The organism is Gottfriedia luciferensis (assembly GCF_001712755.1).
GTDB lineage: Bacteria > Bacillota > Bacilli > Bacillales > Bacillaceae_G > Gottfriedia > Gottfriedia luciferensis_B.
In genome coordinates this window covers 38,438-60,934 of the sequence record NZ_MDKC01000033.1, presented here as the reverse complement: position 1 = coordinate 60,934, position 22,497 = coordinate 38,438, and the positions used below count along the sequence as shown (strand labels likewise).

Genomic DNA, 22,497 nt, shown 5'->3' with positions numbered 1-22,497 from the left:
TATATGGGTATTCCAAAAATTCCGTTAGCAGAATGGATTGATAAAATTGTCGATCTAATTATTAAAACGTTCCATCCTCTATTTGGCGCAATAACCAACATCACAGAAACCCTTTTAAATAACCTTGTTAAAGTTTTAGGACTTGGCCCATCTATTATTCTAATAATATTAATTTCATTACTTGCTTTTTATACAAGTAGGTGGACAGTTGGTCTGTTTACATTACTTGGCTTGTTATTAATCGATAATCTTGGACTTTGGGATGCTACAGTTGAATCGTTAGCATTGATCTTATCATCAATCGTTATTACGGTTGTAATTGGAATTCCTTTAGGGATTTGGACGTCGCAAAACGATCGAGTAAAACAAGTGATTACACCAATACTAGACTTTATGCAAACAATGCCAGCATTTGTCTATTTAATTCCAGCAATTCTCTTTTTCGGAATTGGTGTAGTTCCTGGTATTTTAGCTTCTGTCATTTTTGCAATTCCACCAACAATTCGATTAACGAATTTAGGTATTCGAGAGGTTCCAAGTGATTTAATAGAGGCATCTAATGCTTTTGGATCAACAACGTGGCAAAGACTCTTTAAAGTACAGCTACCTTTAGCAGCACCTACAATTTTAGCTGGTATAAATCAAAGTATTATGCTTGCATTATCGATGGTAGTTATTTCATCACTAGTAGGAGCTCCAGGATTAGGGGCAGAGGTTTACCGTGCTGTAACTCAGATTAAAGTAGGTGAGGGCTTTGAGGCAGGTATATCAATTGTTATCGTGGCAATTATTCTTGATCGAATTTCACAAAACCTTCGTCAACCTGCTTATGGGAAAAAATTTGCTAAAAAATATGTTTATGGATTTACTTTATTAATCTTTTGTATTTCGGCCATTTCAGTTGCCTTTGCAGGTGGCAAGGATCAAAAAACAGCTTCAAATAAAATAGGTTCTCAGGTTAATTTTGAGATTACCGGAATTGATCCAGGAGCTGGGTTAATGAAAGCAACTGAAAAAGCGATGAAGGATTATGATTTAAAGGATTGGACTCTAAAAGAAGGATCTTCAGCAGCAATGACTGCTGAATTGAAAAAAGCGTATGAAAATAAGGAACCTATAATCGTTACAGGATGGACACCACACTGGATGTTTTCAAAATATAAATTAAAGTATTTAGAAGATCCAAAAGGGTCATTTGGTAAGGATGAAGAAATTCATACAGTGGTTAGAAAAGGATTAAAAGAAGATGCTCCTGGTGCGTACAAGATTTTAGATAACTTTTCATGGAAACCATCTGATATGGAAGAAGTGATGAGTAATATTCAAGACGGTGCAAAACCTGAAAATGCAGCGGCGAAATGGATTAAAAAGCATCAAGATCAAGTAAATAATTGGACGAAAGATGCTTCAAAAGGAAATGGCGAAAAAATTAGTCTCGTTTATGTTTCATGGGAATCTGAAGTTGCCAGTACAAATGTGATTGGAAAAGTACTTGAGAATCAAGGATATGACGTTACATTAAAACAAGTCGAGGCAGGACCGATGTTTGCTGGTATCTCAGATGGAAGTGCTGATGCAATGGTCGCAGCTTGGCTTCCGACAACTCATCAAGATTACATGAATGAGTACAAAAAACAATTGGTTGATCTTGGGCCGAATTTAAAAGGGACAAAATTAGGCTTAGTCGTCCCAAAATATATGAAGATCAATTCAATCGATGATTTAAAAGGTAAAACAAAATAGCCAAAATAAAAGGACTAACGAAAAGTTAAAAACTTTCGTTGGTCCTTTTCTATGTTTATAACAGATTAGATTACTGACTTACTCCATTTTCTAAAACTGTAAGTAGTTCATGCTTTTGATTTTCTGACGCGTGATTCCAAAAAACTTCGAGAAGTACACCTAAACCTGGTAATACTTTTTCCTCGCCACTTTGAATAGCATCTACAATTGTTGCTTCTAATTGATCACTTTTATTACCTGAAATATTGTGAAGAACTGCTCCGCGAATATTAAAATTCATTTGGATTCTCCTTTCATATTAAGCTTTATGTAGTATTTGTAAACGGAAACGATTTTATGTATGATAAACTCATATGAGATACGATGAAAGGTAAAGGAAACTTATGAAACAAATTGATTCCATACAAAATAATTCTGTTAAGGCTTGGAAAAAGCTACATACAAAAAAAGGAAGAGATAAAGCTAAACAATATATCGTAGAAGGTTTTCATTTAGTCGAGGAGGCAATTAAGCATGATGCACCGATTCTTCATTTATTAATTAGTGAAGAGATTGACTTACCTTCTAATTTTTCAACAGGGTCATTTGACATTACGTATATATCAAAAGAGGTTAGTAAAGAATTAAGCGAAACAGAAACATCTCAAGGTATTTATGCAATTCTTGAATTTTCTTTTGTAAGAATTGATTTTGAGAAAGTGTCAAAGTTATTATTAATTGATGAGGTTCAAGATCCTGGGAATGTTGGAACAATGATTCGAACAGCGGATGCTGCTGGTTTTGATGGGGTTATTTTAGGTTCAGGTACAAGTGACCTATATAATGCTAAAACAATTCGATCCACCCAAGGATCATTATTCCATTTACCAATATTACGTGGTGATTTAGTTGAAGCAGTTTCTAATTTGAAAGATAAAGGAATAACTGTTTACGGAACATCTCTTCAAAATGCAAAACCATTTAATGAAGTAAATGTTACAAATCGTTTTGCCATTATTGTAGGAAATGAAGGAAAAGGTGTGAATTCAACATTACTTTCATTAACTGATGAAAATCTATATATACCGATTTATGGTAAAGCGGAATCATTAAACGTTGGTATTGCAGCAGGGATTCTAATGTATAGCCTGTGAAAAAATATAGAAGGCTCATTCGAGCTTTCTTGGTCAGTAAAAATGATTCAAATCATTTAGTAAATAATTTTGTTGAGCAGTTGCATTAATTGCAAAAAATCAATATAATTAATTAAGAAAATTTAATACATAAAAAGCTTTGACAGAGAATAGTAAATTTGAATCTCTATTTAGGGAAAAGGTGCCGTAGACTGTAAGCACTTTTATAGTAGACCAAATTGAATTCACCTCTTGAGCTAGCGCCGGGACCATTTTTGAATGTAAAGGCGACTCGGTCTATCTAAGTAGACCGTTATATGAATGAAGTGAGCAGTTAGTTTCTGTAACATAATAACTGTTAATTAGGGTGGTACCGCGATCAATCCTCGTCCCTTTTTTGGGAGCGAGGTTTTTTTATGTTTAAATTTATGAATTTGAATAGGAGGATTATTCATGCAAGAGCGTTTAGTTTCTTTACAATCAGAAGCGATTAAGCAAATAGAAGAAGCAACAGATTTAAAAGCAATAAATGAAATAAGAATTGCCTATCTAGGAAAAAAAGGTCCGATTACTGAGGCAATGAAAGCAATGAAGGATTTATCTCCTGAAGAGCGCCCAAAAATGGGGGCTGTTGCTAATGAAGTACGTGCGGCAATCCAAGAAAAACTTGAAGCAAAGCAAGTTGTATTAGAACAAAATGCAATTAATGAAAAATTAGAAAGCGAATCAATTGACGTAACACTTCCAGGAAGACCAGTTCATGCAGGTGGAGCTCATCCATTAAGAGCGGTTATTCAAGAAATTGAAGATTTATTTATTGGAATGGGATATGAGATCGCAGAAGGTCCAGAAGTAGAAAAGGACTATTATAATTTCGAAGCATTAAATTTACCAAAAGGTCATCCAGCTCGTGATATGCAGGATTCATTCTATATTTCTGAAGAAACATTAATGAGAACGCATACTTCACCTGTTCAAGCTAGAACAATGGAAGCAAACGTGGAAAAAGGACCAATTAAAATAATTTGTCCTGGAAAAGTTTATCGCCGTGATGACGATGATGCTACTCATTCTCACCAATTTATGCAAATAGAAGGACTTGTAATTGGTGAAAACATTTCAATGAGTGACTTAAAAGGTACTTTACAGCTTTTTGCGAAAAAAATGTTTGGTGAAGATCGTGAAATTCGCTTACGTCCAAGCTTCTTCCCGTTCACTGAGCCTTCAGTAGAAATGGATATTTCTTGTATGAAATGTGGAGGGAAAGGCTGTAACATGTGTAAGCACACTGGATGGATTGAAATTTTAGGTGCGGGAATGGTTCATCCGAACGTACTTGAGATGGCAGGATATAATCCAAAAGAAGTTCAAGGATTTGCTTTCGGTATGGGTCCAGAACGTATTGCATTATTAAAATATGGTATTGATGATATTCGTCATTTCTATACGAACGATATAAGATTCTTAAAGCAATTCCAACAAATGTAAGGTAGGAGGGGACAAAAGATGTTTGTATCAACAAAATGGTTACAAGAATACGTTGATTTAAGTGGTGTTACACCAGAAGAACTTGCAAAATTAATAACAAAAGCAGGTATTGAAGTTGAAGGTGTTAATCATCTTTCAGAAGGAATTAAAAATGTTGTTGTTGGTTATGTAATGGAACGTGAACAACATCCAGAGGCAGATAAATTATCAAAATGTACTGTTGATGTTGGAGAAGAACAACCAGTACAAATTATTTGTGGCGCACCAAATGTTGCTAAAGGTCAAAAAGTAATCGTAGCAAAAGTAGGCGCTGTTTTACCGGGGAATTTCAAAATTAAAAAAGCAAAATTACGTGGAGAAGTTTCTGAAGGAATGATTTGCTCTCTTCAAGAATTAGGAATTGAAGGCAAAGTAGTGGCAAAAGAATTCTCAAATGGCATTTTTGTTTTACCAAGTGATGCAGAAGTAGGAGCAGACGCATTAGACGTATTATATCGTGATGATGCAGTATTAGAACTTGGTTTAACACCAAACCGTGCTGATTGCTTAAATATGATTGGTGTTGCCTATGAGGTAGCTGCAATTTTAGATCGTGATGTGAAACTTCCAGCGATTAGCGCACAATCAGCATCAACTGCTGAATATGTTTCAGTTTCAATTGAATCAAAAGAAGATGCACCATATTATAGTGCTAAATTAGTTAAAGGTGTAAAAATTGGTCCTTCTCCATTATGGATGCAAGCTCGTTTAATGAGTGCTGGTATTCGTCCGATTAATAATGTGGTTGATATTACGAACTATATTTTAATTGAATATGGTCAACCTTTACACGCGTTTGATTTTAATAAATTAAATAGTAATCAAATTATCGTTCGTCATGCGAAAGAAAACGAAAAGATCGTTACACTTGATGGTGAAGAGCGTACATTACAGCCACATAATTTAGTAATCGCAACTGAGAAAGAAGCTGTAGCAGTTGCAGGTGTAATGGGTGGTCAAAGTACTGAAGTTGATGTGGATACTGTAGACGTTTTAATTGAATCAGCTGTTTTCAGAGGTCAAAGTGTTCGCCAAACTTCAAAAGACCTAGGCTTACGTAGTGATTCAAGTGCTCGTTTTGAAAAAGGTATTGATGCTTCTCGTACATTGCCTGCTTCTGAACGTGCTGCTCAGTTAATGGCTGAACTAGCTGGTGGAACTATTGAAGAAGGTACTGTAATTGCCGACAATTTAGTTGAAGCTGCTAAAAAAGTATCAGTTTCTGTAAGTAAGATTAATGGTGTACTTGGTACATCAATTGATGCTGAGACAGTAAAAGATATTTTCCGTCGCTTAAGATTAGATGCTACTGGGAATGGTGAAGTATTTACAGTTACTGTACCAAGTCGTCGTGGAGATATTTCAATAGAAGAAGATTTAGTTGAAGAAGTAGGAAGACTATATGGCTATGATCATATTCCTGCTACTTTACCAACAGGTGTTGCTAGTCGTGGACAATTAACACCTTATCAAGCAAAACGTAGAAAAATTCGTCAGTATTTACAGCATGCAGGTCTTTACGAGGCTGTAACTTACTCTCTAACTAGCAATAATAAAGTAAAACGCTTTGCACTAGAAACAGTAGATGCAGAACCTGTACGTTTAGCATTACCTATGAGTGAAGAACGCAGTGAGCTACGTTTCAGTTTAGTACCACATTTATTAGATGCTATTTCCTATAATGTTGCACGTAAAGAAGAAAATGTTCAACTATTCGAAACAGGCTCTGTATTCTTAACAAAGGAAAAGAACGATCTTCCTCATGAAGAAGAATATTTAGCAGGAGCATTAACTGGTTTATGGTTGCAACATGCTTGGCAAGGCGAGAAAAAAGCTGTGGATTTCTATGTTGTAAAAGGTATTTTAGACGGTTTATTTAATGAATTAGGTTTATCAAATAAAATAACTTATCTTGCTTCTAAAAAAGAAGAATTACATCCAGGACGTACAGCAAGTATCTTATTAAACGGAGAAGAAATTGGTTTTATCGGTCAAGTTCATCCTGTTACTCAAAAAGAGTGGGATCTTAAAGAAACATATGTATTCCAATTATCTCTTGAAAAACTATTAAATACTGAATTTGATGATATTTTATATAATGCAATTCCTCGTTTCCCATCAATGAACCGAGATATGGCATTAGTAGTTGAATCAAAAGTATTTGCTGGTGATATTTTATCTACAATTCGTTCAACTGGTGGAAGACTTCTAAAGGATGCTACAATCTTTGATTTATACGAAGGTGATAAGATGGAAGCTGGTAAAAAATCAGTTGCCTTCTCATTAACATATTTCGATCCAGAACGCACTTTAACGGATGAAGAAGTAACTAAAGCTCATTCAAAAGTTTTAAAAGCTGTAGAAGAAACACATAATGCTCAATTACGTGGGTAAATAATTAATATAATTAATGTAAAAAAAACCAAATTCTTTTTTTAGAATTTGGTTTTTTTGTGCTGTAGGTATACCTGGATTTCCTATTTTTAACCAATATGAATAAAAAAGTATTTAAGGTTAGAATTATTATATTAAAATAATAATGAATTTGTACATGTTTTTTGACTCATTTTTTTGATAATAATGAACCAATTTGTCCTTTTTTTATACTATAAATTGTACAATTAAAATTTTTTTGAGAGGTGTATTTTTTTGCCACTACCACCAATTCCACCACTACCACAACAACCATCAGAAGAACCAAATCAATCAGATACTACACAAAGCACAGAACAATCAGAGTTATTACAACAAATTTCTTCATTCCTTCCAAGACCAGTAATGGGTCCAACAGGTCCAACAGGAGCTACAGGTCCACGCGGTCCTGAAGGTCAACAAGGTCCTCGTGGAGAAAGAGGTAAACGAGGAAAAGAAGGGGAAGATGGAGACAGAGGTCCAAGAGGTCCAATGGGTCCAATGGGTCCAATGGGGCCAATGGGACCAGCAGGAACTCCGGGTACTGCAGGAGCAACAGGAGCAACAGGTCCAGCGGGAGTTACAGGTCCTTCAGGAGGCCCAGCAGGCCCAGCAGGAGCAACAGGCCCAGCAGGAGCAACAGGTCCAGCAGGAGCAACAGGCCCAGCAGGAACACCAGGAGCAGCGGGAGCAACAGGTCCACAAGGAATCCCAGGTCCAGCAGGAGCAACAGGCTCAGCAGGTCCAGCTGGAGTTCCAGGAGCAACAGGTCCAGCAGGTCCACAAGGGTCACCAGGTCCACAAGGAGCAACAGGCCCAGCGGGAACACCAGGAACACCAGGAACACCAGGAACACCAGGAGCACCAGGAGCGACAGGCCCAGCAGGAGCAACAGGCCCAGCAGGAGCAACAGGTGCACCAGGAACACCAGGCGCACCAGGAGCAACAGGCCCAGCAGGAGCAACGGGTCCAGCAGGAACACCGGGCGCAGCAGGAGCAACAGGCCCAGCAGGAACACCGGGCGCAGCAGGAGCAACAGGCCCAGCAGGAGCAACAGGTCCAGCAGGAACACCGGGCGCAGCAGGAGCAACAGGTCCAGCAGGAACACCAGGAGCACCAGGAGCGACAGGCCCAGCAGGAGCAACAGGCCCAGCAGGAACACCAGGCGCACCAGGAGCGACAGGCCCAGCAGGAGCAACGGGTCCAGCAGGAACACCGGGCGCAGCAGGAGCAACAGGTCCAGCGGGAGCAACAGGTCCAGCAGGTCCAGCAGGAACACCAGGAGCAGCAGGAGCAACAGGCCCAGCGGGAGCAACAGGCCCAGCAGGGGCAACTGGAATAGCAGGTACAGGTGCAATCATTCCGTTTGCATCAGGCGCACCAGTAGTAATGTCAACGGTTTTAGGCGGATTAGCAGGAACAGCAGGTCTTGTAGGATTTGGAAGTTCAATTCCGAATGTTGCATTACTTCCTGGACCAGCGATTGATTTAACTGGAACTGGTTTACCAACTGAAATTCTTGATTTTGCATTCTCAATGCCTAGAGCTGGTACAATTACGGCTATTTCCGCATCTTATAGTAATGTAGTAGCTTTAAATATTTTAGGAACAAGTATTACTGTCACTGCACAATTATATAGTGCACCAGTAAATAGTAATAACTTTACTCCAGTTGCAGGTGCAAGTGTCACTTTACCGGCTCTAGCAGGTCCGCTTACATTAGGCCAAATCACTAGCGGTATTTCTACACCTTTAGCAGTACCAATTGCAGCACAAACTCGTTTAATGATGGTATTTACTGCAACTGCAAACGGTGCTAGCCTTATCAATACTGTTACTGGATATGCTAGCGCAGGAGTAGCTATAAACTAATTAATAAATAGAAGTAAGAAAAATATTTTAACAATGACTCTACTAAACTAGATCACATTTGGCTATCAATGATAGTTTTGAATCTAGTAAGTAGAGTTTTTTTGCGGATTTTTAATAGAAATAGTATTAAAATCCAAACAAACTTGTCCAACAAAAATAAGATAAAGTGTACGTCAAAATATTTTTGGAGGTGTATCTATTTGCCAATACCACCAGGCCCACCAGGCCCACAATTACCACCAGTCTTACCACTACCACCAGCTCCAACAGGTCCTACGGGAGCACCATTGCCACCAGGTGTTCCAGGTCCAACAGGAATTACAGGTCCAACAGGAGCAACAGGAGCAACAGGTCCACAAGGTCCACAAGGTCCAATAGGTCCAACAGGAGCAACAGGCCCAGCGGGAGCAACAGGTCCAGCCGGAGCAACAGGCCCAGCCGGAGCAACAGGTCCAGCAGGAGCAACAGGTCCAGCAGGAGCAACAGGAGCAGATGGAGCGACAGGCCCAGCAGGAGCAACAGGAGCAGACGGAGCGACAGGCCCAGCAGGAGCAACAGGTCCAGCGGGAGCAACAGGAGCAGATGGAGCGACAGGCCCAGCAGGAGCAACAGGCCCAGCAGGAGCAACAGGTCCAGCAGGAGCAACAGGAGCAGACGGAGCGACAGGTCCAGCGGGAGCAACAGGTCCAGCAGGAGTAACAGGAGCAGACGGAGCGACAGGTCCAGCGGGAGCAACAGGTCCAGCAGGAGCAACAGGAGCAGACGGAGCGACAGGTCCAGCGGGAGCAACAGGTCCAGCGGGAGCAACAGGAGCAGACGGAGCGACAGGAGCAGCGGGAGCAACGGGAGCAACAGGTCCAGCAGGAGCAACAGGAGCAGACGGAGCGACAGGAGCAGCGGGAGCAACAGGTCCAGCAGGAGCAACAGGAGCAGACGGAGCGACAGGAGCAGCGGGAGCAACAGGTCCAGCAGGAGCAACAGGAGCAGACGGAGCAACAGGAGCAGACGGAGCGACAGGTCCAGCCGGAGCAACAGGAGCAGACGGAGCAACAGGTCCAGCGGGAGCAACAGGAGCAGACGGAGCGACAGGAGCAGCGGGAGCAACGGGAGCAACAGGTCCAGCCGGAGCAACAGGAGCAGACGGAGCGACAGGAGCAGCGGGAGCAACAGGTCCAGCCGGAGCAACAGGAGCAGACGGAGCGACAGGCCCAGCAGGAGCAACAGGAACAGACGGAGCGACAGGTCCAGCGGGAGCAACAGGTCCAACAGGTCCAAATGTACTTTCTACAGGTTTCTCTGCGTTTATTCCAACCGTTGGTACTGCTGCAAGTACGCAGTTAACTGGATGGAGCGTTGCAAGTCCATTCTTCAATGCAACTACTTTTGATCCAACAACAGGTAATTTCACTGTTCCAGCAACAGGGCGTTATACTTTTGAAGCTACAATTAGTTACTCTACTACAGCAACTTTAACTGCATCACTCGGAGCAGGTATAAATCCTTCATTTGTATTCCGCAGAACATCACCAACGACTGATGATTTATTAAGTGGATTAGTACCAATTTTAGATGTAAATGTTGCATTAGTACTAAATCTGCGAGCAATTTTAGGTGATGGAACTGTAACAATTACTGGAGACTTAGAATTGACTGCTGGAGATGTGATTGGACTCTTCTACGAGGCTGACGGATTAACTGTACCGCTTACTTTAGGTGGAAACAATACAGCAGGTATCAACTGGTCAGTTCATCGTATTGTTTAACAATCACTTTTAGAGATTAGTAATCTATCCTAAGGTGATGACCGTCCTCGTTAACTATTGTTAGCGAGGATTTTTTTGTTTATAGTTGTTGAATTAATACTAACCAAATATTCTATCTTTGAATATGTTAATTAATGTATGTGTTAATTAATAAATGATTGGTATAGATTGAAAAAATCATACTTGCTGATGCAGTGAGATTTTAAGAAGGTGTTTATTAAATTGAAAACTAGTATTATTATTTTGACTTATAATCAGCTCGAGGTATCGAAAAAATGCTTTGAAAGTCTTGCTAAATATACAAAGGAAGATGAAGTAGAAATTATTGTTATTGATAATGGCTCGACTGATGGCACAAGAGATTACTTAAAAAAATATCCTTCCTTTATTACAATCTTTAATGAGATAAATATGGGGTTTGCTAAAGGTTGTAATCAAGGAATTGAAGTCGCTACAGGTGATAACTTGTTATTTTTAAATAATGATACAATCGTTACAGAAAATTGGTTAGATGCAATGCTTACTCTTTTATATAGTAATGATAAAATTGGCATGGTTGGACCTGTAAGTAATTATGTAAGTGGATTACAGCGAATTAATGTTGATTATCAAAATGATCAAGAAATTAATGATTTTTCATTAAGATATTGTGCAAGTGTAAAAGGAATGTCAAAGCAAGTATTAAGATTAGTAGGATTTTGTTTATTAGTTAGACGCGAATTAATTGATCGATTAGTAGGATTTGATGAAAGGTTTAAACTAGGGTCATTTGAAGATGATGATATTTGTTTAAGGACTATTTTAGAAGGATATGAATTGCATATTGCATTAGATTCATTTGTTCATCATTATGGGCACATGACATTCAATGGAAATAGTGATATTAACATAAATCACCTATATATTGAAAATAGAATGAAGTATATCGAGAAGTGGGGAAACAAATTAATAGATATTGGGTATCCGAAGACGGAAATTATTGAGATGGTACCAGGTAACATAAATAATGTATTAGAAGTTGGTTGCTTAGCTGGAGCAACAGGTCTAGAAATTAAAAATCTATATAAATGTGAATTATATGGAACAGAAAGTGATTCAGAATTATCCTCTATTGCATCACAATTTTACAAGAGGATTGATAAAATTGGAATTGGAGAAGTTTCCCACAGTTACCCCGAGGCGTTTTTTGATTTAATCATAATTGATAATATTGTCAACCAGCTTGTAGATCCTTGGAGTTTTGTAAAAGAAATTACCAATCTATTAAAACCATCTGGGTCAATTATTTGTAGAGTTCCAAATGTTTCCCATGGTGAAGTTCTCTTTCAATTATTACAAGGCCAATGGAATTATTTACACGCGGGAATATTGAAAAAAGAAAATATTAGATTTTTCACGCCTCAAACAATTAATACGCTATTTCCAACTGACCAATTTGAAGTGACGACGAAAAAGAATGAAAAAATAAATGTAGATTTAAATATTAAGTTGTTTTTTGAAGAAGTAGTTCATTTAGCTCATAGTTTTGGAATAAATCTTGAACAACTAACTTCAAATCTTGAAATATATAATATGCTCTTGTTAATAAGAAAAAAATGATTAAAAGGCAGTTGAGAGTCCTCAGCTGCCTTCGTTATTTAATCTATTTGAAAAATATTCTCTATTTGAAAGAATGCTTGGGTGTGTTGGGTAAAAATGATAGGCTAATTCATTGTGCTCATTTGCAAGGTGCAATTCACCTATTCTGTCATAGCAGACAGCTAGCTGTAAATGTGGTAGCCATGTAGTACATGATGGGTTGAGAAGAATTAAACGATTGTTCACCTTATTTAAGATTGCTTCTTTATACCAATAAATAGCCGAATTGAAATTATTTTTCTCAAAAAAAGTATAAGCCAATCTACAACATGTTTCTGGATGGGTATTGCCATATTTAAGAGCTCTTAATAACCAAGTAGTTTCTAAGTCTCTTAGATTAAACTCGTTATAACAATTAGCAATATAATGACAAGCAAGAATATTAAGTTCTTCAAAAGGCTGATCTAATCTCAAAAATTTTAAAAAATACTTTATTGATTGATCATGTTGATGATCTGAGCTTAATTCTTTCGCATAATAAAACAAATCCATTGTTGAAAGCTTGAGGTTGTTAGTTAGCATTTGTTCATATATTTGAATATTTTCTTTTGTATTTTGTGTAAAAGGAAGATCTGTAATAACAAGATTAGTAGAAAATGATTTAGAGGTTTGCTCATTTTTCATATTCGGGGAATGACTTTTTGGACTTAATCTTTTAAATAATCTATTAATTATTTGTTTACTTTTTACATTCCAACCGATTTGATAATCGACAGCTACATTATAAACTTCATTGTTTATTGATTGTTTTAGAGTAGAAAATGTTAAACGATCATTTTCTAGTAAAACTTCACTATGGTTTAGTAAAAGTATAAAGTCTTTTGTTGCCAATGATTTTGAAAAATTTAATGCATTTATTTCATCCACACCATCAAAAACATGTATTTGGTCTGTAAACTGTCTTACTAGCTCAATCGTTCGATCGTGGGAATTCATATCAACGATGATAATTTCATCAACTAAGCTACTAACTGAACTTAAACATCTTTCAATTGTGGCTTCATTATTTTGTACAACCATGCATAAACTGACTGTGATCAAGCTATCACCCTTTTCTATAATTTTAATTTTGTATTAAATGATTGATAATAATTTAGTGTTGATATACTTAATTAGTAGTTTCCAAATCATCTATTATAGTTACTAAACAGATAGGATAGGAAATATAAAGTTAGTAGATAGTAAGGGTAAGTTATTGATCTTTAAAATATGAGCGGAAATACTCTTTGTTGTGAAGAACAGAAGGGTTATTCGGAACATAGCTTGCTGCTATATCATTATATTTTCTAGCAGTAAGTTGATCGCCTAATCGACTATAGCAAAGACATAGCTGTAGATTAGGTAACCAAGTGTAACATGCTTGATTAATAAAAGGACTACTTGTAGGAACATCAACAAGTGTGGCAAGTTTATACCATGAAATAGCACGTGTAAAATCACCTTTGTGAAGATATACAAATCCTAAACGACAGCAGTTTTCTCCACGTGGACCATCATATGAAAAAGATCTTAGACAACTACTTATCGCGTTTTCCAATTCGTTTAGATTTAAATAGCAGTCTGCCATTTTACCACATGCTTGAATATTATCTTCGTACCAGCCTTTTCCTTCATCAAGAAACAATTTATACCATTCAATTGCCTTTTCGTATAACTGATGATCTACGCATTCATTTGCATAATAGTATTTGTCACGCGGACTTAATTCATTACCTGAAGAAATCGCATTTTCATAAATCTTTAAATTGCGATCAGAAAACTCTTTGTCTTTTTGATGGATAATTGCAGCATCCGATTGAATAATTTCGCCGTAAACTTCTAAATATTCATGTACGAAACCAATCCATTTAAAGTTTCTTTCTCGCTTAACGATTCGATTACGTACAGAACTAAAGCTCGGATTACCATTTTCATCAAAAGCTAGATGATATTTCATTCCGACCGCGTCGACATTTTTAGATAATGACTTTTTTAATTTAAGTAATTTTTTCGCATTTTCGTCAGTGATAATATCATCAGCATCTAGCCACATAATATAGTCCTTCGTTGCCTTAGAAAAAGCAAAATTTCTTGCTGCCGAGAAATCATTGATCCAAGTAAAATCATATATTGAATTTGTAAACTTTTTAGCTATTTCTTTTGTTTTGTCTGTAGAACCAGTATCAATAATGACAATTTCGTCTACTATATTAGATACAGATGATAAACATCTGGAAAGTACAGCTTCTTCGTTTTTAACAATCATACAAAGACTTAAAGTTATTGGGTTTTTTTTCATGAATTCCACCTCAATTTTATGTTATTAAGGTTGTCAACAAATGGTGTCATTCATAAAGTTCAAAAAATATTTAATCTTGAATTTCTACATTAGATATGATTAAATGGAAAAAATGAATATTGAAAATTTTTAGATGAAGAGAGTAATCTTATTTTGAATCTTGTAGAGAGTTGGGGATGGTGGAAGCCTAACAGAGCGAATATGATGAAGCGCACTTCGGAGAAGCAGTCTGAAATAATAGTAGGACTTTGCCGGGGAAGACCTCGTTAACAAATTTTAAAGCTGGTTCAATATATTTGAACAATTAGAGTGGTACCGCGGATTAGTTAAACCCGTCTCTTATGATAGAGACGGGTTTTTTATATTTTGGAGAGGATTGATCCTAATGAATTATGTAAATATGTATAGTGAACAAATTGAAAAAGCTTTAAATGGGTCACTAACTTTAACTGAAATTAACTCACTTATTGAAAAACCGAATTATGCAGATCAAGGTGATTTAGCATTTCCTTGTTTCCAATTAGCAAAAGCATTAAAAAAATCTCCAGTTATAATTGCAAAGGAAATTGCACTACAGATTAATCATGATTTAATTAAAAAAGTAGAAGCGAACGGCCCGTACGTAAACTGCTTTTTGAATAAAAAGCTAGTAAGTAAGCAAGTAATTGAATTAGTTCTTGGTCAAGGGAAGGAATATGGAAATCAAGTAATTGGTGAAGACAAAACGGTTGCGATTGATTGTTCCTCACCAAATATTGCAAAGCCATTTTCGATGGGTCACTTGCGTTCAACAATGATTGGAAATTCAATTGCTAAAATAGCTGAAAAAAATGGGTATAAATCAATAAAAATTAATCACCTTGGAGACTGGGGAACACAGTTTGGGAAATTAATTGTTGCTTATAAACTTTGGGGTATTCAAGATGCAGTAAAAGAAAATCCAATCAAAGAACTTTTAAAATTATATGTTAAATTTCATGAAGAAGTTGAAAAAGAGCCTCAACTTGAGGAAGAAGCTAGAAGCTGGTTTAAGCAATTAGAGGAAAAAAATGAAGAAGCTTTACATTTATGGAAGTGGTTCCGTGATGAGTCCCTTAAAGAATTCATGTTAGTTTATGATTTATTAGGTGTAAACTTTGATAGCTTTAACGGAGAAGCATTTTACAATGATAAAATGGACCGCGTTATTGAACTTCTAGAGCAAAAAAACCTTTTAGTGGAATCTGAGGGTGCTGATGTTGTTGAATTAACTGAAAAGGAATTACCACCATGCTTAATTAGAAAATCTGATGGAGCTACGCTGTATGCTACAAGAGATCTAGCTGCTGCACTTTATCGTAAAGAAACATACGATTTTGATAAGGCGGTGTATGTTGTAGGTGGAGAACAGGCATTGCATTTTGATCAAGTATTTACAGTTTTGAAGAAAATGGGTTATGAATGGGCGAATGAAATGGTACATGTTCCATTCGGTTTAATCCTACAAAACGGTAAAAAAATGTCAACGCGAAAAGGGAAAATTGTTCTTTTAGAAGAAGTAATTGAGGAAGCAATTAGCTTAGCTAGTCAGAATATTGCAGAAAAAAATCCTACACTAAAAAATAAAGAAGAAGTTGCAAAAATGGTTGGAGTCGGTGCAATTATTTTCCAAGATTTAAAAAATGATCGTATGAATAACATCGAATTTTCACTAGACCAAATGCTAAAATTTGAAGGTGAAACAGGGCCATATGTACAATACTCAATAGCGAGAACAAATTCAATTTTAGATAAAGCTTCATCGCAGGATTTAAATAAACAAGATGGACTGGATGATTCATATAGTTGGGACATTATAAAACATATACTTGAGTTCCCAAATAAAGTTACACGTAGTTTTGCGCAATTTGAACCATCTGTCATTGCTAAATATACAATAGATTTGGCACAAAGCTTCAATAAATATTATGGAAATACTCATATTCTAACAAATGATGACCAATTAGAGAGTAGATTAGCATTAATTAAAGTCGTTTCAATTGTTTTAGAAGAAGGACTAAGATTATTAGGAATACGTGCTCCAAAAGAAATGTAAAGTAACAGGTATTGAAGAAATTTTTATCTTCAATACCTGTTTTCTTTTTGATTTGATCGTAGTACACAAAACACAGTCTTTCTAATTTTTAGTACATATAAATAATTATGTAAGGATTACGATTAACAATGTATCCAAATCATAAAGGATTAACATGGTCTAAGAAAACAATTAAAATTTAAAAGTTTTATTGAAAATGATTATCATTTACATTTATAATGAATTTAAGATATTTAGAGAATAAGGGGAAACGTTCAATGTCGATATTAAATTTTATTAAAAATAGAAGAACGATTAGAGATACAAAAAGGGATTCAATTAATATGGATGATTTAATGGAGCTACTTGAAGCAGCATCTTATGCTCCCTTCCACAGCAAAGAAGAGCCTTGGCAATTTATTATGGTATCAGAAGAAAAAGAAAAAGAATATTATGCTTCAAAAATTGTAGATAGCTATGAAAGAATGGAATTAACTGAAACATATACAGTTGAGAAAATTAAAAAATCAACTGAATTCTTTAAAACATATATCATCGACACACCAATGCATTTAATTATTACGGCAGACCACTCAGAAAATGAAAAGAAAAATCTAGAAGCGATTGGAGCAACCTGTGCATTTGTTCAAAATTTACAATTAGCAGCTTGGGAAAAAAATATTGGAATGGTATGGCGAACAAATCCTTATATTTTTGATAAACAATTTTACAAAGAGATGGGTATTCCCGAGAATCGAAAAATTTTAGGGGCTCTTCATATCGGTTATATCAATTCAATCCCAAAAGGAACAAAGAAAAGAAAACATCCAAGTGAATGGACATCAAAGCTTAGTCAAAATATTTCACTTTAAAAGGTTTGAAAAACAAAAAAGAGAGAACGAAAACAATTTTTTCGTCTCTCTTTTTTATATTAATTAAAACACCTTAGTAGTCCAGTTTTCGCCATTCCATACATCTGTAACTAATCCTTGGTAGAATTCAGGTTCGTGACAGATAATTAAAAGACTTCCTTTGTACTCTTTTAGTGCGCGTTTTAGTTCTTCTTTAGCATCTACATCTAAATGGTTAGTAGGCTCATCGAGTACAAGTAAGTTTGTTTCTTGATTAATTAACTTACATAAACGAACTTTCGCCTTTTCTCCACCACTTAAAACTGCAACTTTACTCTCAATATGCTTAGTCGTTAAACCACATTTTGCAAGTGCAGAACGAACTTCATATTGTGTAAATGATGGGAATTCATCCCAAACTTCATCGATACATGTTTTATTATTATCACTTTTTACTTCTTGTTCGAAGTATCCAATGTGAAGGAATTCACCGCGCTCAACTTCACCAGAAATTGGTTTAATATCACCAAGTAAACTACGCATTAACGTCGTTTTACCGATACCGTTCGCACCAACTAAAGCAATTTTCTGTCCACGTTCCATACGTAGATTTAACGGTTTTGATAGAGGCTCATCGTAACCAATCACTAAATCTTTTGCTTCAAAAATTAATTTACCTGAAGTACGAGCAGGTTTGAAGTTGAATTCTGGTTTTGGCTTTTCACGTGCAAGCTCAATTACATCCATTTTATCAAGTTTCTTTTGGCGAGACATAGCCATATTACGAGTAGAAACACGAGCTTTATTACGAGCAACGAAATCTTTTAGTTCAGAGATTTCTTGTTGTTGACGTTTATATGCTGATTCTAATTGTGATTTTTTCATTTCATGAATTCCTTTGAAATTATCATAATCACCAACATAACGATTTAATTCTTGGTTTTCCATATGATAAATCAAGTTAATAACACTATTTAAAAAAGGAATATCATGTGAAATTAAAATAAATGCATTTTCATACTCTTGTAAATAGCGCTTTAACCATTCAATATGTTGCTCATCTAAATAGTTAGTAGGCTCATCGAGTAATAAGATATCTGGTTTTTCTAAAAGAAGTTTTGATAGAAGAACCTTTGAACGTTGACCACCAGAAAGTTCTGTTACATCACGATCAAGTCCGATATCTTCTAAACCTAAACCACGACCAATTTCTTCAACTTTAGCATCAATAATATAGAAATCATTATTTGTTAAAGTATCTTGAAGAACACCTACATCTTCAAGCATTTTCTCCATTTCTTCCGGAGTTGCTTCAGCCATTTTTACATATAAATCATTAATTTCATTTTCCATATCAAACATATATTGGAAAGCACTTTTTAATACGTCACGAATTGACATACCTGGCTGCAATACAGCATGCTGATCTAAATAACCTACACGTACTTTTTTAGACCATTCAACCTTACCTTCATCAGGCTGTAATTTTCCAGTAACGATATTCATGAAAGTTGATTTACCTTCACCATTTGCACCAATAAGACCGATATGTTCACCTTTTAATAGACGGAATGATACATCATTAAAAATTGCACGATCACCGAATCCATGGCTTAAGTTTTTTACAGTTAAAATACTCATAGATCGACACCTTTTCTTTATTTTTCATATAATAATGTTCTTTATGAAAGAACGTAATTTAAACAGTCACCATCTAATTATAGTCTGCAACAGGGTATGTGTTCAACAGTAAATTAAGTTATAACGTATGGGGGGCGAGTTAGAAGCGAGGGGACCTTTTAAAAAAGGAAAAAAAATCCATATCCCCCTACTATTCCTATCCCCATATTTTTGTATTTAATGTATAATTCAGAAGTGTAATAGTCAAAAAGTGGGTTTAAAAGGCGTATAAATATACAATTAGCCATACCTACTATTCAGAGGAGGAAGTTTAATGTTTGGTAAAGTTGCTGCAGATATGCTTGGTTTAAGTGATGTAGGTAGTGTTATTGAACCGAAAAATTATGACAAAGTTGATTCTGACGATTATGTAATGCATGAAGATAATGAAAAAATTTATTTCTTAATTAAATCAAAATCAGATGAGTATTGCTTTACGAATAAAGCCTTAATTCATTTAGATGGTACAAGTGCAATCAGTAAGAAGCGTACACTTCATCGTTATAATTATCACACACATAAAATCACACATGTTTTACTTGAAACAGCTGGTACAATTGATTTAGATGTTGAAATTAAGTTCAATATTGGCGGTAGAGAGTTTTCGATTGATGTTCATAAAAAACATATTGAACAAGTTAAGGATCTGTATAAAGCTTTACTAATGATTGCTGAAATTAGTCATGAAAACGAAAAAGCACTAGGATATGCAAAAGAAAGCATCGAAATTGCTTCTTCAACATTAGGCCGAGTAACTTCAAATGAAAATAATTTAGTGAACAGTTTTAAAGAAATTAATGAAGCTGCTTTTGAATGGTTAATGAAGTCAAGAGAACAATACAAAGTTAAAGATTTCGGATCTGTATTTGAGAGGTATATTAATAACTAATAAGGTAAAGAAAGGTCTCGTAAGTCAAAGTGCTTATGAGACTTTTTTTGTGCTGGTGAATGTCTTAAATTAGAGAAATACGAATAAAGGATTCATGAAAAGTAAAAAAACAAAAGATGAAATATAGTAACTCATAAGTGGTTCATGAGTAAGTAAAAAAGCAAAAAGCTGAGATATAGTACCTCATAAAGGGTTCATGAGTAAGTAAAAATGGAAAAAGCTGAAATTTAGTAACTCATAAAGGTTTCATTAGTGAAATCTCCTATTATTTTTGGAGTAATCAGTTTACCAAATCAAGAATATAAAAAGAAAACTCACAAGGAACATATACCTTACCTTGTGAGTTTTCTTTGATTAAAGTTTAAAATTAAACTTCTGCTCTTTGACGGTTTAAAATAGTAGCATCTGGGCATCGTTTTTTTATTTCTTGTAAAAAGTTTTCTTCATTTTCAGGAAGTGAAAGTAAGGCAAATCCGTACTTTTTGTATTCGATTTTTAAGCGTTTAAAGGTCCAGGCAGGTGATGAAATTGGATTATTCGAGAAACTAACTGTTCTAATTTCATTATATGGAATGATAATTGTTATAAATCCAAATTTTGATTTGAATTCGGTTTCTGTTAATTCATGGTATGTGTTGAATAATGCCCAAGCTAGAACAATCAATATTGGTAATAAAAAGACAAAAACTACTAAACTTAATATGATTCCTGTACGATCAGCTTCAATTATGCTGATGATGGGTACTGAAATAATGATGGGAATTAAGCTCAGAATTAGGACGACTAATAGAGGGTTTTTCTTCACTTTAAATTTCATGGCACACCTTGATCCTATCCTAATATTTGATTTAAGTGGTGTTTCATATGGTCAATGTAGTCAGTAAATAACCAACTCAGTGTAACAGATTCTTCGTTTTGACTAGTATATTGTAGTTTCCATTGTTCTTCCGAAATGTTTGCGAGCACAATCATGAAACGTGAATTTAAGGCAGTCCATAACGTAAGAATTTCTTCAATTGTATAGCTATTTTGATAATCATTTAATTCTACCCATGAGTTTTGTTTATAAAGCTCCAAAACTAGTTCATCTTTAGAGGACAATCTATCTATAAATCTTTTATGATTCATAGTAGCAGAATCGCAAAGATGTCCGAGGATTTCTTTTTTAGACCATTTTGTAGGACTTGGCTTATAATCCGTATTCGATAAAGCTCTGATGATTTTTGGAACGGATTGGATTAGACTACTAAATTCGTTTATTAAATTATTCATCTAAATATTCCTCCTTCGTTTCTACATGATATGAATATGTTTAAACATTTTTCTTTATGAGTCTTTAGACAAGCCATAAGTGAATAGGTTATTAATAGGACAATCTTGGAGGTGGCCTGATGTTAATCTTTTTACTTTATGTCGGATTGTTAATTGGAGTGTTAGCAGTCTATAAAGATGCCATTAAGCGGGATGTTAGTAATCTTGGGTTTCAAATGATCGGTTATTATGTACTAGCTTCTTTACCATTTAGGTTATTTTGGTTACCGATCCCTTTCGGATTTCTGATTTGTTTATTTTTATTATCTAAACCGATGCTTCGATATAAAAAACAAAAACAAGTTGCTAGCCTATTAGGTTTCATTGTATTTATAGTGGATGCTTTATTCTAAATGAATTTTCCATTTAGAATAAAGCTTTTTTAATTCACTTTTTAGCAATCTTTAATGCCTTTTCGGTATTTGCAAAGTGTAATTTTGTTAAACTTCGTAAAGCTTCAAAACCTTTTGATTTAATTAGTTTTGCAGCGGCTTGGTCAACTTTTGCTCCAGCACCTTTTGGTAAGGTCATGCCAGCTTTTTCACTTAATTGATCCATTTGTTGTAAGAAAGCATAGCGGGCTAAGATCGAAGAAACTGCAACTGAGAGATGCAAACCTTCTGCTTTTGTAGCGAATTGAACTTTATCACGAATAACTTCTTTTGTTCCTTTTAAATATCCGTAGTACAGATTTGGAGGAGTAAATTGATCAATTAAAATTGCGTCATATTTTTTATCTTCCAATTTTGAAATAGTATTTCGAATTGCTTGGTTATGTAAAAGAGCCTTTAGTTTATTCATATTATAGCCTTTTTCTTGCATAGCATTGTATTTCTCATTGTGTAGTACTAAGAGGCTGTAGGTAACGACATGAACAATTTTTTTTGCTATGCTGCATATGGCCTCGTCAGTTAGTTCTTTCGAATCTTTTACGCCTAATTCTTTTAATAATTCGAATTGACTTGGTTCTACAAAAGAAGCTACTACAGTCATCGGTCCAAAGTAGTCGCCTGTACCAACCTCATCACTACCTATTACTGCAAGACTTGAAAAGTTTTTTGGTAAAGTTGATTTCGTATTTGTTGGGTTTACCTTTTTAGTAGTTTGGCTAGCCGATTTACCTTGCCATTTACTTACTTCAGCATCACAATTTGAGCCTTGAAACATTACTTTACCAGATTTATATGCAGTGATTGTACAGCCACTTGGTTTGGCCATAAATACTCCACCTTGTGGTACTTTTGATTGAAGGCTACTTTGGTAGTGTGCTTTCATCTTTAAGAGAGTATCCTCAGAAACTGTTAATACAGTGTTTGACATAAATTTCTCCTTTATAAATGGATATTTTCCAATACTTTTGATTGTATT

Annotated in this window: 18 protein-coding genes and 2 other annotated features; of the genes, 11 read left to right on the top strand and 7 right to left on the bottom strand. The window is 35.5% G+C overall.

Annotation, left to right across the window (positions count from 1 at the left end; genetic code table 11):
• Positions 1-3 precede the first annotated feature (3 nt).
• A complete protein-coding gene (locus tag BED47_RS24430; protein ID WP_025568435.1) occupies positions 4-1,743 on the top strand; it encodes a glycine betaine ABC transporter substrate-binding protein in 1,740 nt (579 codons plus the stop codon).
• A gap of 70 nt (positions 1,744-1,813) precedes the next feature.
• Here BED47_RS24430 and sspI read toward each other — a convergent pair whose 3' ends face one another.
• Complete coding sequence (sspI, locus tag BED47_RS16785; RefSeq protein ID WP_025568436.1) at positions 1,814-2,023, bottom strand: small acid-soluble spore protein SspI; 210 nt, start codon at positions 2,021-2,023, stop codon at positions 1,814-1,816.
• 103 nt (positions 2,024-2,126) lie between these two features.
• Between sspI and BED47_RS16780 the strand changes: the two genes are divergently transcribed.
• The 6 genes from BED47_RS16780 to BED47_RS16755 all read left to right on the top strand — a co-directional run bounded on the left by BED47_RS16780 (position 2,127) and on the right by BED47_RS16755 (position 12,028).
• Positions 2,127-2,876, top strand: coding sequence for a TrmH family RNA methyltransferase (locus BED47_RS16780; protein ID WP_029715264.1), 750 nt, complete (start codon positions 2,127-2,129; stop codon positions 2,874-2,876).
• Positions 2,877-3,006: 130 nt separating this feature from the next.
• Positions 3,007-3,252 (top strand) — a binding site (T-box leader).
• Positions 3,253-3,308: 56 nt separating this feature from the next.
• The gene (pheS, locus tag BED47_RS16775; RefSeq protein WP_069034591.1) at positions 3,309-4,343 is read left to right on the top strand and encodes a phenylalanine--tRNA ligase subunit alpha; all 1,035 of its coding nucleotides are present in this window, start codon (positions 3,309-3,311) and stop codon (positions 4,341-4,343) included.
• Positions 4,344-4,361: 18 nt separating this feature from the next.
• Positions 4,362-6,776 carry a phenylalanine--tRNA ligase subunit beta gene (gene pheT, locus BED47_RS16770; protein ID WP_069034590.1) on the top strand — a complete coding sequence of 805 codons (2,415 nt, stop codon included), beginning with the start codon at positions 4,362-4,364 and terminating at the stop codon, positions 6,774-6,776.
• Positions 6,777-7,031: 255 nt separating this feature from the next.
• Positions 7,032-8,666 carry an exosporium glycoprotein BclB-related protein gene (locus tag BED47_RS16765; protein WP_069034589.1) on the top strand — a complete coding sequence of 545 codons (1,635 nt, stop codon included), beginning with the start codon at positions 7,032-7,034 and terminating at the stop codon, positions 8,664-8,666.
• A 200-nt stretch (positions 8,667-8,866) separates the two neighbouring features.
• Positions 8,867-10,429, top strand: coding sequence for a hypothetical protein (locus tag BED47_RS23325; RefSeq protein ID WP_217493009.1), 1,563 nt, complete (start codon positions 8,867-8,869; stop codon positions 10,427-10,429).
• A 222-nt stretch (positions 10,430-10,651) separates the two neighbouring features.
• Positions 10,652-12,028, top strand: a complete 1,377-nt coding sequence (locus BED47_RS16755; RefSeq protein ID WP_069034588.1) for a glycosyltransferase — start codon at positions 10,652-10,654, stop codon at positions 12,026-12,028.
• 21 nt (positions 12,029-12,049) lie between these two features.
• On the opposite strand, the gene BED47_RS16750 is transcribed toward BED47_RS16755, so the two are convergent.
• Positions 12,050-13,108, bottom strand: a complete 1,059-nt coding sequence (locus BED47_RS16750; protein WP_139116366.1) for a glycosyltransferase — start codon at positions 13,106-13,108, stop codon at positions 12,050-12,052.
• 151 nt (positions 13,109-13,259) lie between these two features.
• Positions 13,260-14,345, bottom strand: coding sequence for a tetratricopeptide repeat-containing glycosyltransferase family 2 protein (locus BED47_RS16745; protein WP_025569067.1), 1,086 nt, complete (start codon positions 14,343-14,345; stop codon positions 13,260-13,262).
• Between the two features lie 121 nt (positions 14,346-14,466).
• Positions 14,467-14,688, top strand: a binding site (T-box leader).
• Between the two features lie 42 nt (positions 14,689-14,730).
• Here BED47_RS16745 and argS point away from each other — a divergent pair.
• Together argS and BED47_RS16735 are read left to right on the top strand one after the other, a co-directional pair.
• Complete coding sequence (gene argS / locus BED47_RS16740; RefSeq protein WP_069034586.1) at positions 14,731-16,419, top strand: arginine--tRNA ligase; 1,689 nt, start codon at positions 14,731-14,733, stop codon at positions 16,417-16,419.
• Between the two features lie 257 nt (positions 16,420-16,676).
• A complete protein-coding gene (locus BED47_RS16735) occupies positions 16,677-17,270 on the top strand; it encodes a nitroreductase family protein (protein WP_025569070.1) in 594 nt (197 codons plus the stop codon).
• Between the two features lie 63 nt (positions 17,271-17,333).
• On the opposite strand, the gene BED47_RS16730 is transcribed toward BED47_RS16735, so the two are convergent.
• Positions 17,334-18,890, bottom strand: a complete 1,557-nt coding sequence (locus BED47_RS16730; RefSeq protein WP_069034585.1) for an ABC-F family ATP-binding cassette domain-containing protein — start codon at positions 18,888-18,890, stop codon at positions 17,334-17,336.
• A gap of 313 nt (positions 18,891-19,203) precedes the next feature.
• Between BED47_RS16730 and BED47_RS16725 the strand changes: the two genes are divergently transcribed.
• Positions 19,204-19,818: a PH domain-containing protein gene (locus tag BED47_RS16725; RefSeq protein ID WP_069034584.1), complete on the top strand. Its 615-nt coding sequence runs from the start codon at positions 19,204-19,206 to the stop codon at positions 19,816-19,818.
• 367 nt (positions 19,819-20,185) lie between these two features.
• On the opposite strand, the gene BED47_RS16720 is transcribed toward BED47_RS16725, so the two are convergent.
• Positions 20,186-20,635, bottom strand: a complete 450-nt coding sequence (locus tag BED47_RS16720; protein ID WP_069034583.1) for a PH domain-containing protein — start codon at positions 20,633-20,635, stop codon at positions 20,186-20,188.
• A 14-nt stretch (positions 20,636-20,649) separates the two neighbouring features.
• Positions 20,650-21,090, bottom strand: a complete 441-nt coding sequence (locus tag BED47_RS16715; protein ID WP_069034582.1) for a DinB family protein — start codon at positions 21,088-21,090, stop codon at positions 20,650-20,652.
• 119 nt (positions 21,091-21,209) lie between these two features.
• Here BED47_RS16715 and BED47_RS16710 point away from each other — a divergent pair, with 119 nt between their 5' ends.
• Complete coding sequence (locus BED47_RS16710) at positions 21,210-21,482, top strand: hypothetical protein (protein WP_069034581.1); 273 nt, start codon at positions 21,210-21,212, stop codon at positions 21,480-21,482.
• A gap of 34 nt (positions 21,483-21,516) precedes the next feature.
• Here BED47_RS16710 and rnhC read toward each other — a convergent pair whose 3' ends face one another.
• The gene (rnhC, locus tag BED47_RS16705) at positions 21,517-22,449 is read right to left on the bottom strand and encodes a ribonuclease HIII (RefSeq protein WP_069034580.1); all 933 of its coding nucleotides are present in this window, start codon (positions 22,447-22,449) and stop codon (positions 21,517-21,519) included.
• Positions 22,450-22,497: the final 48 nt, after the last annotated feature.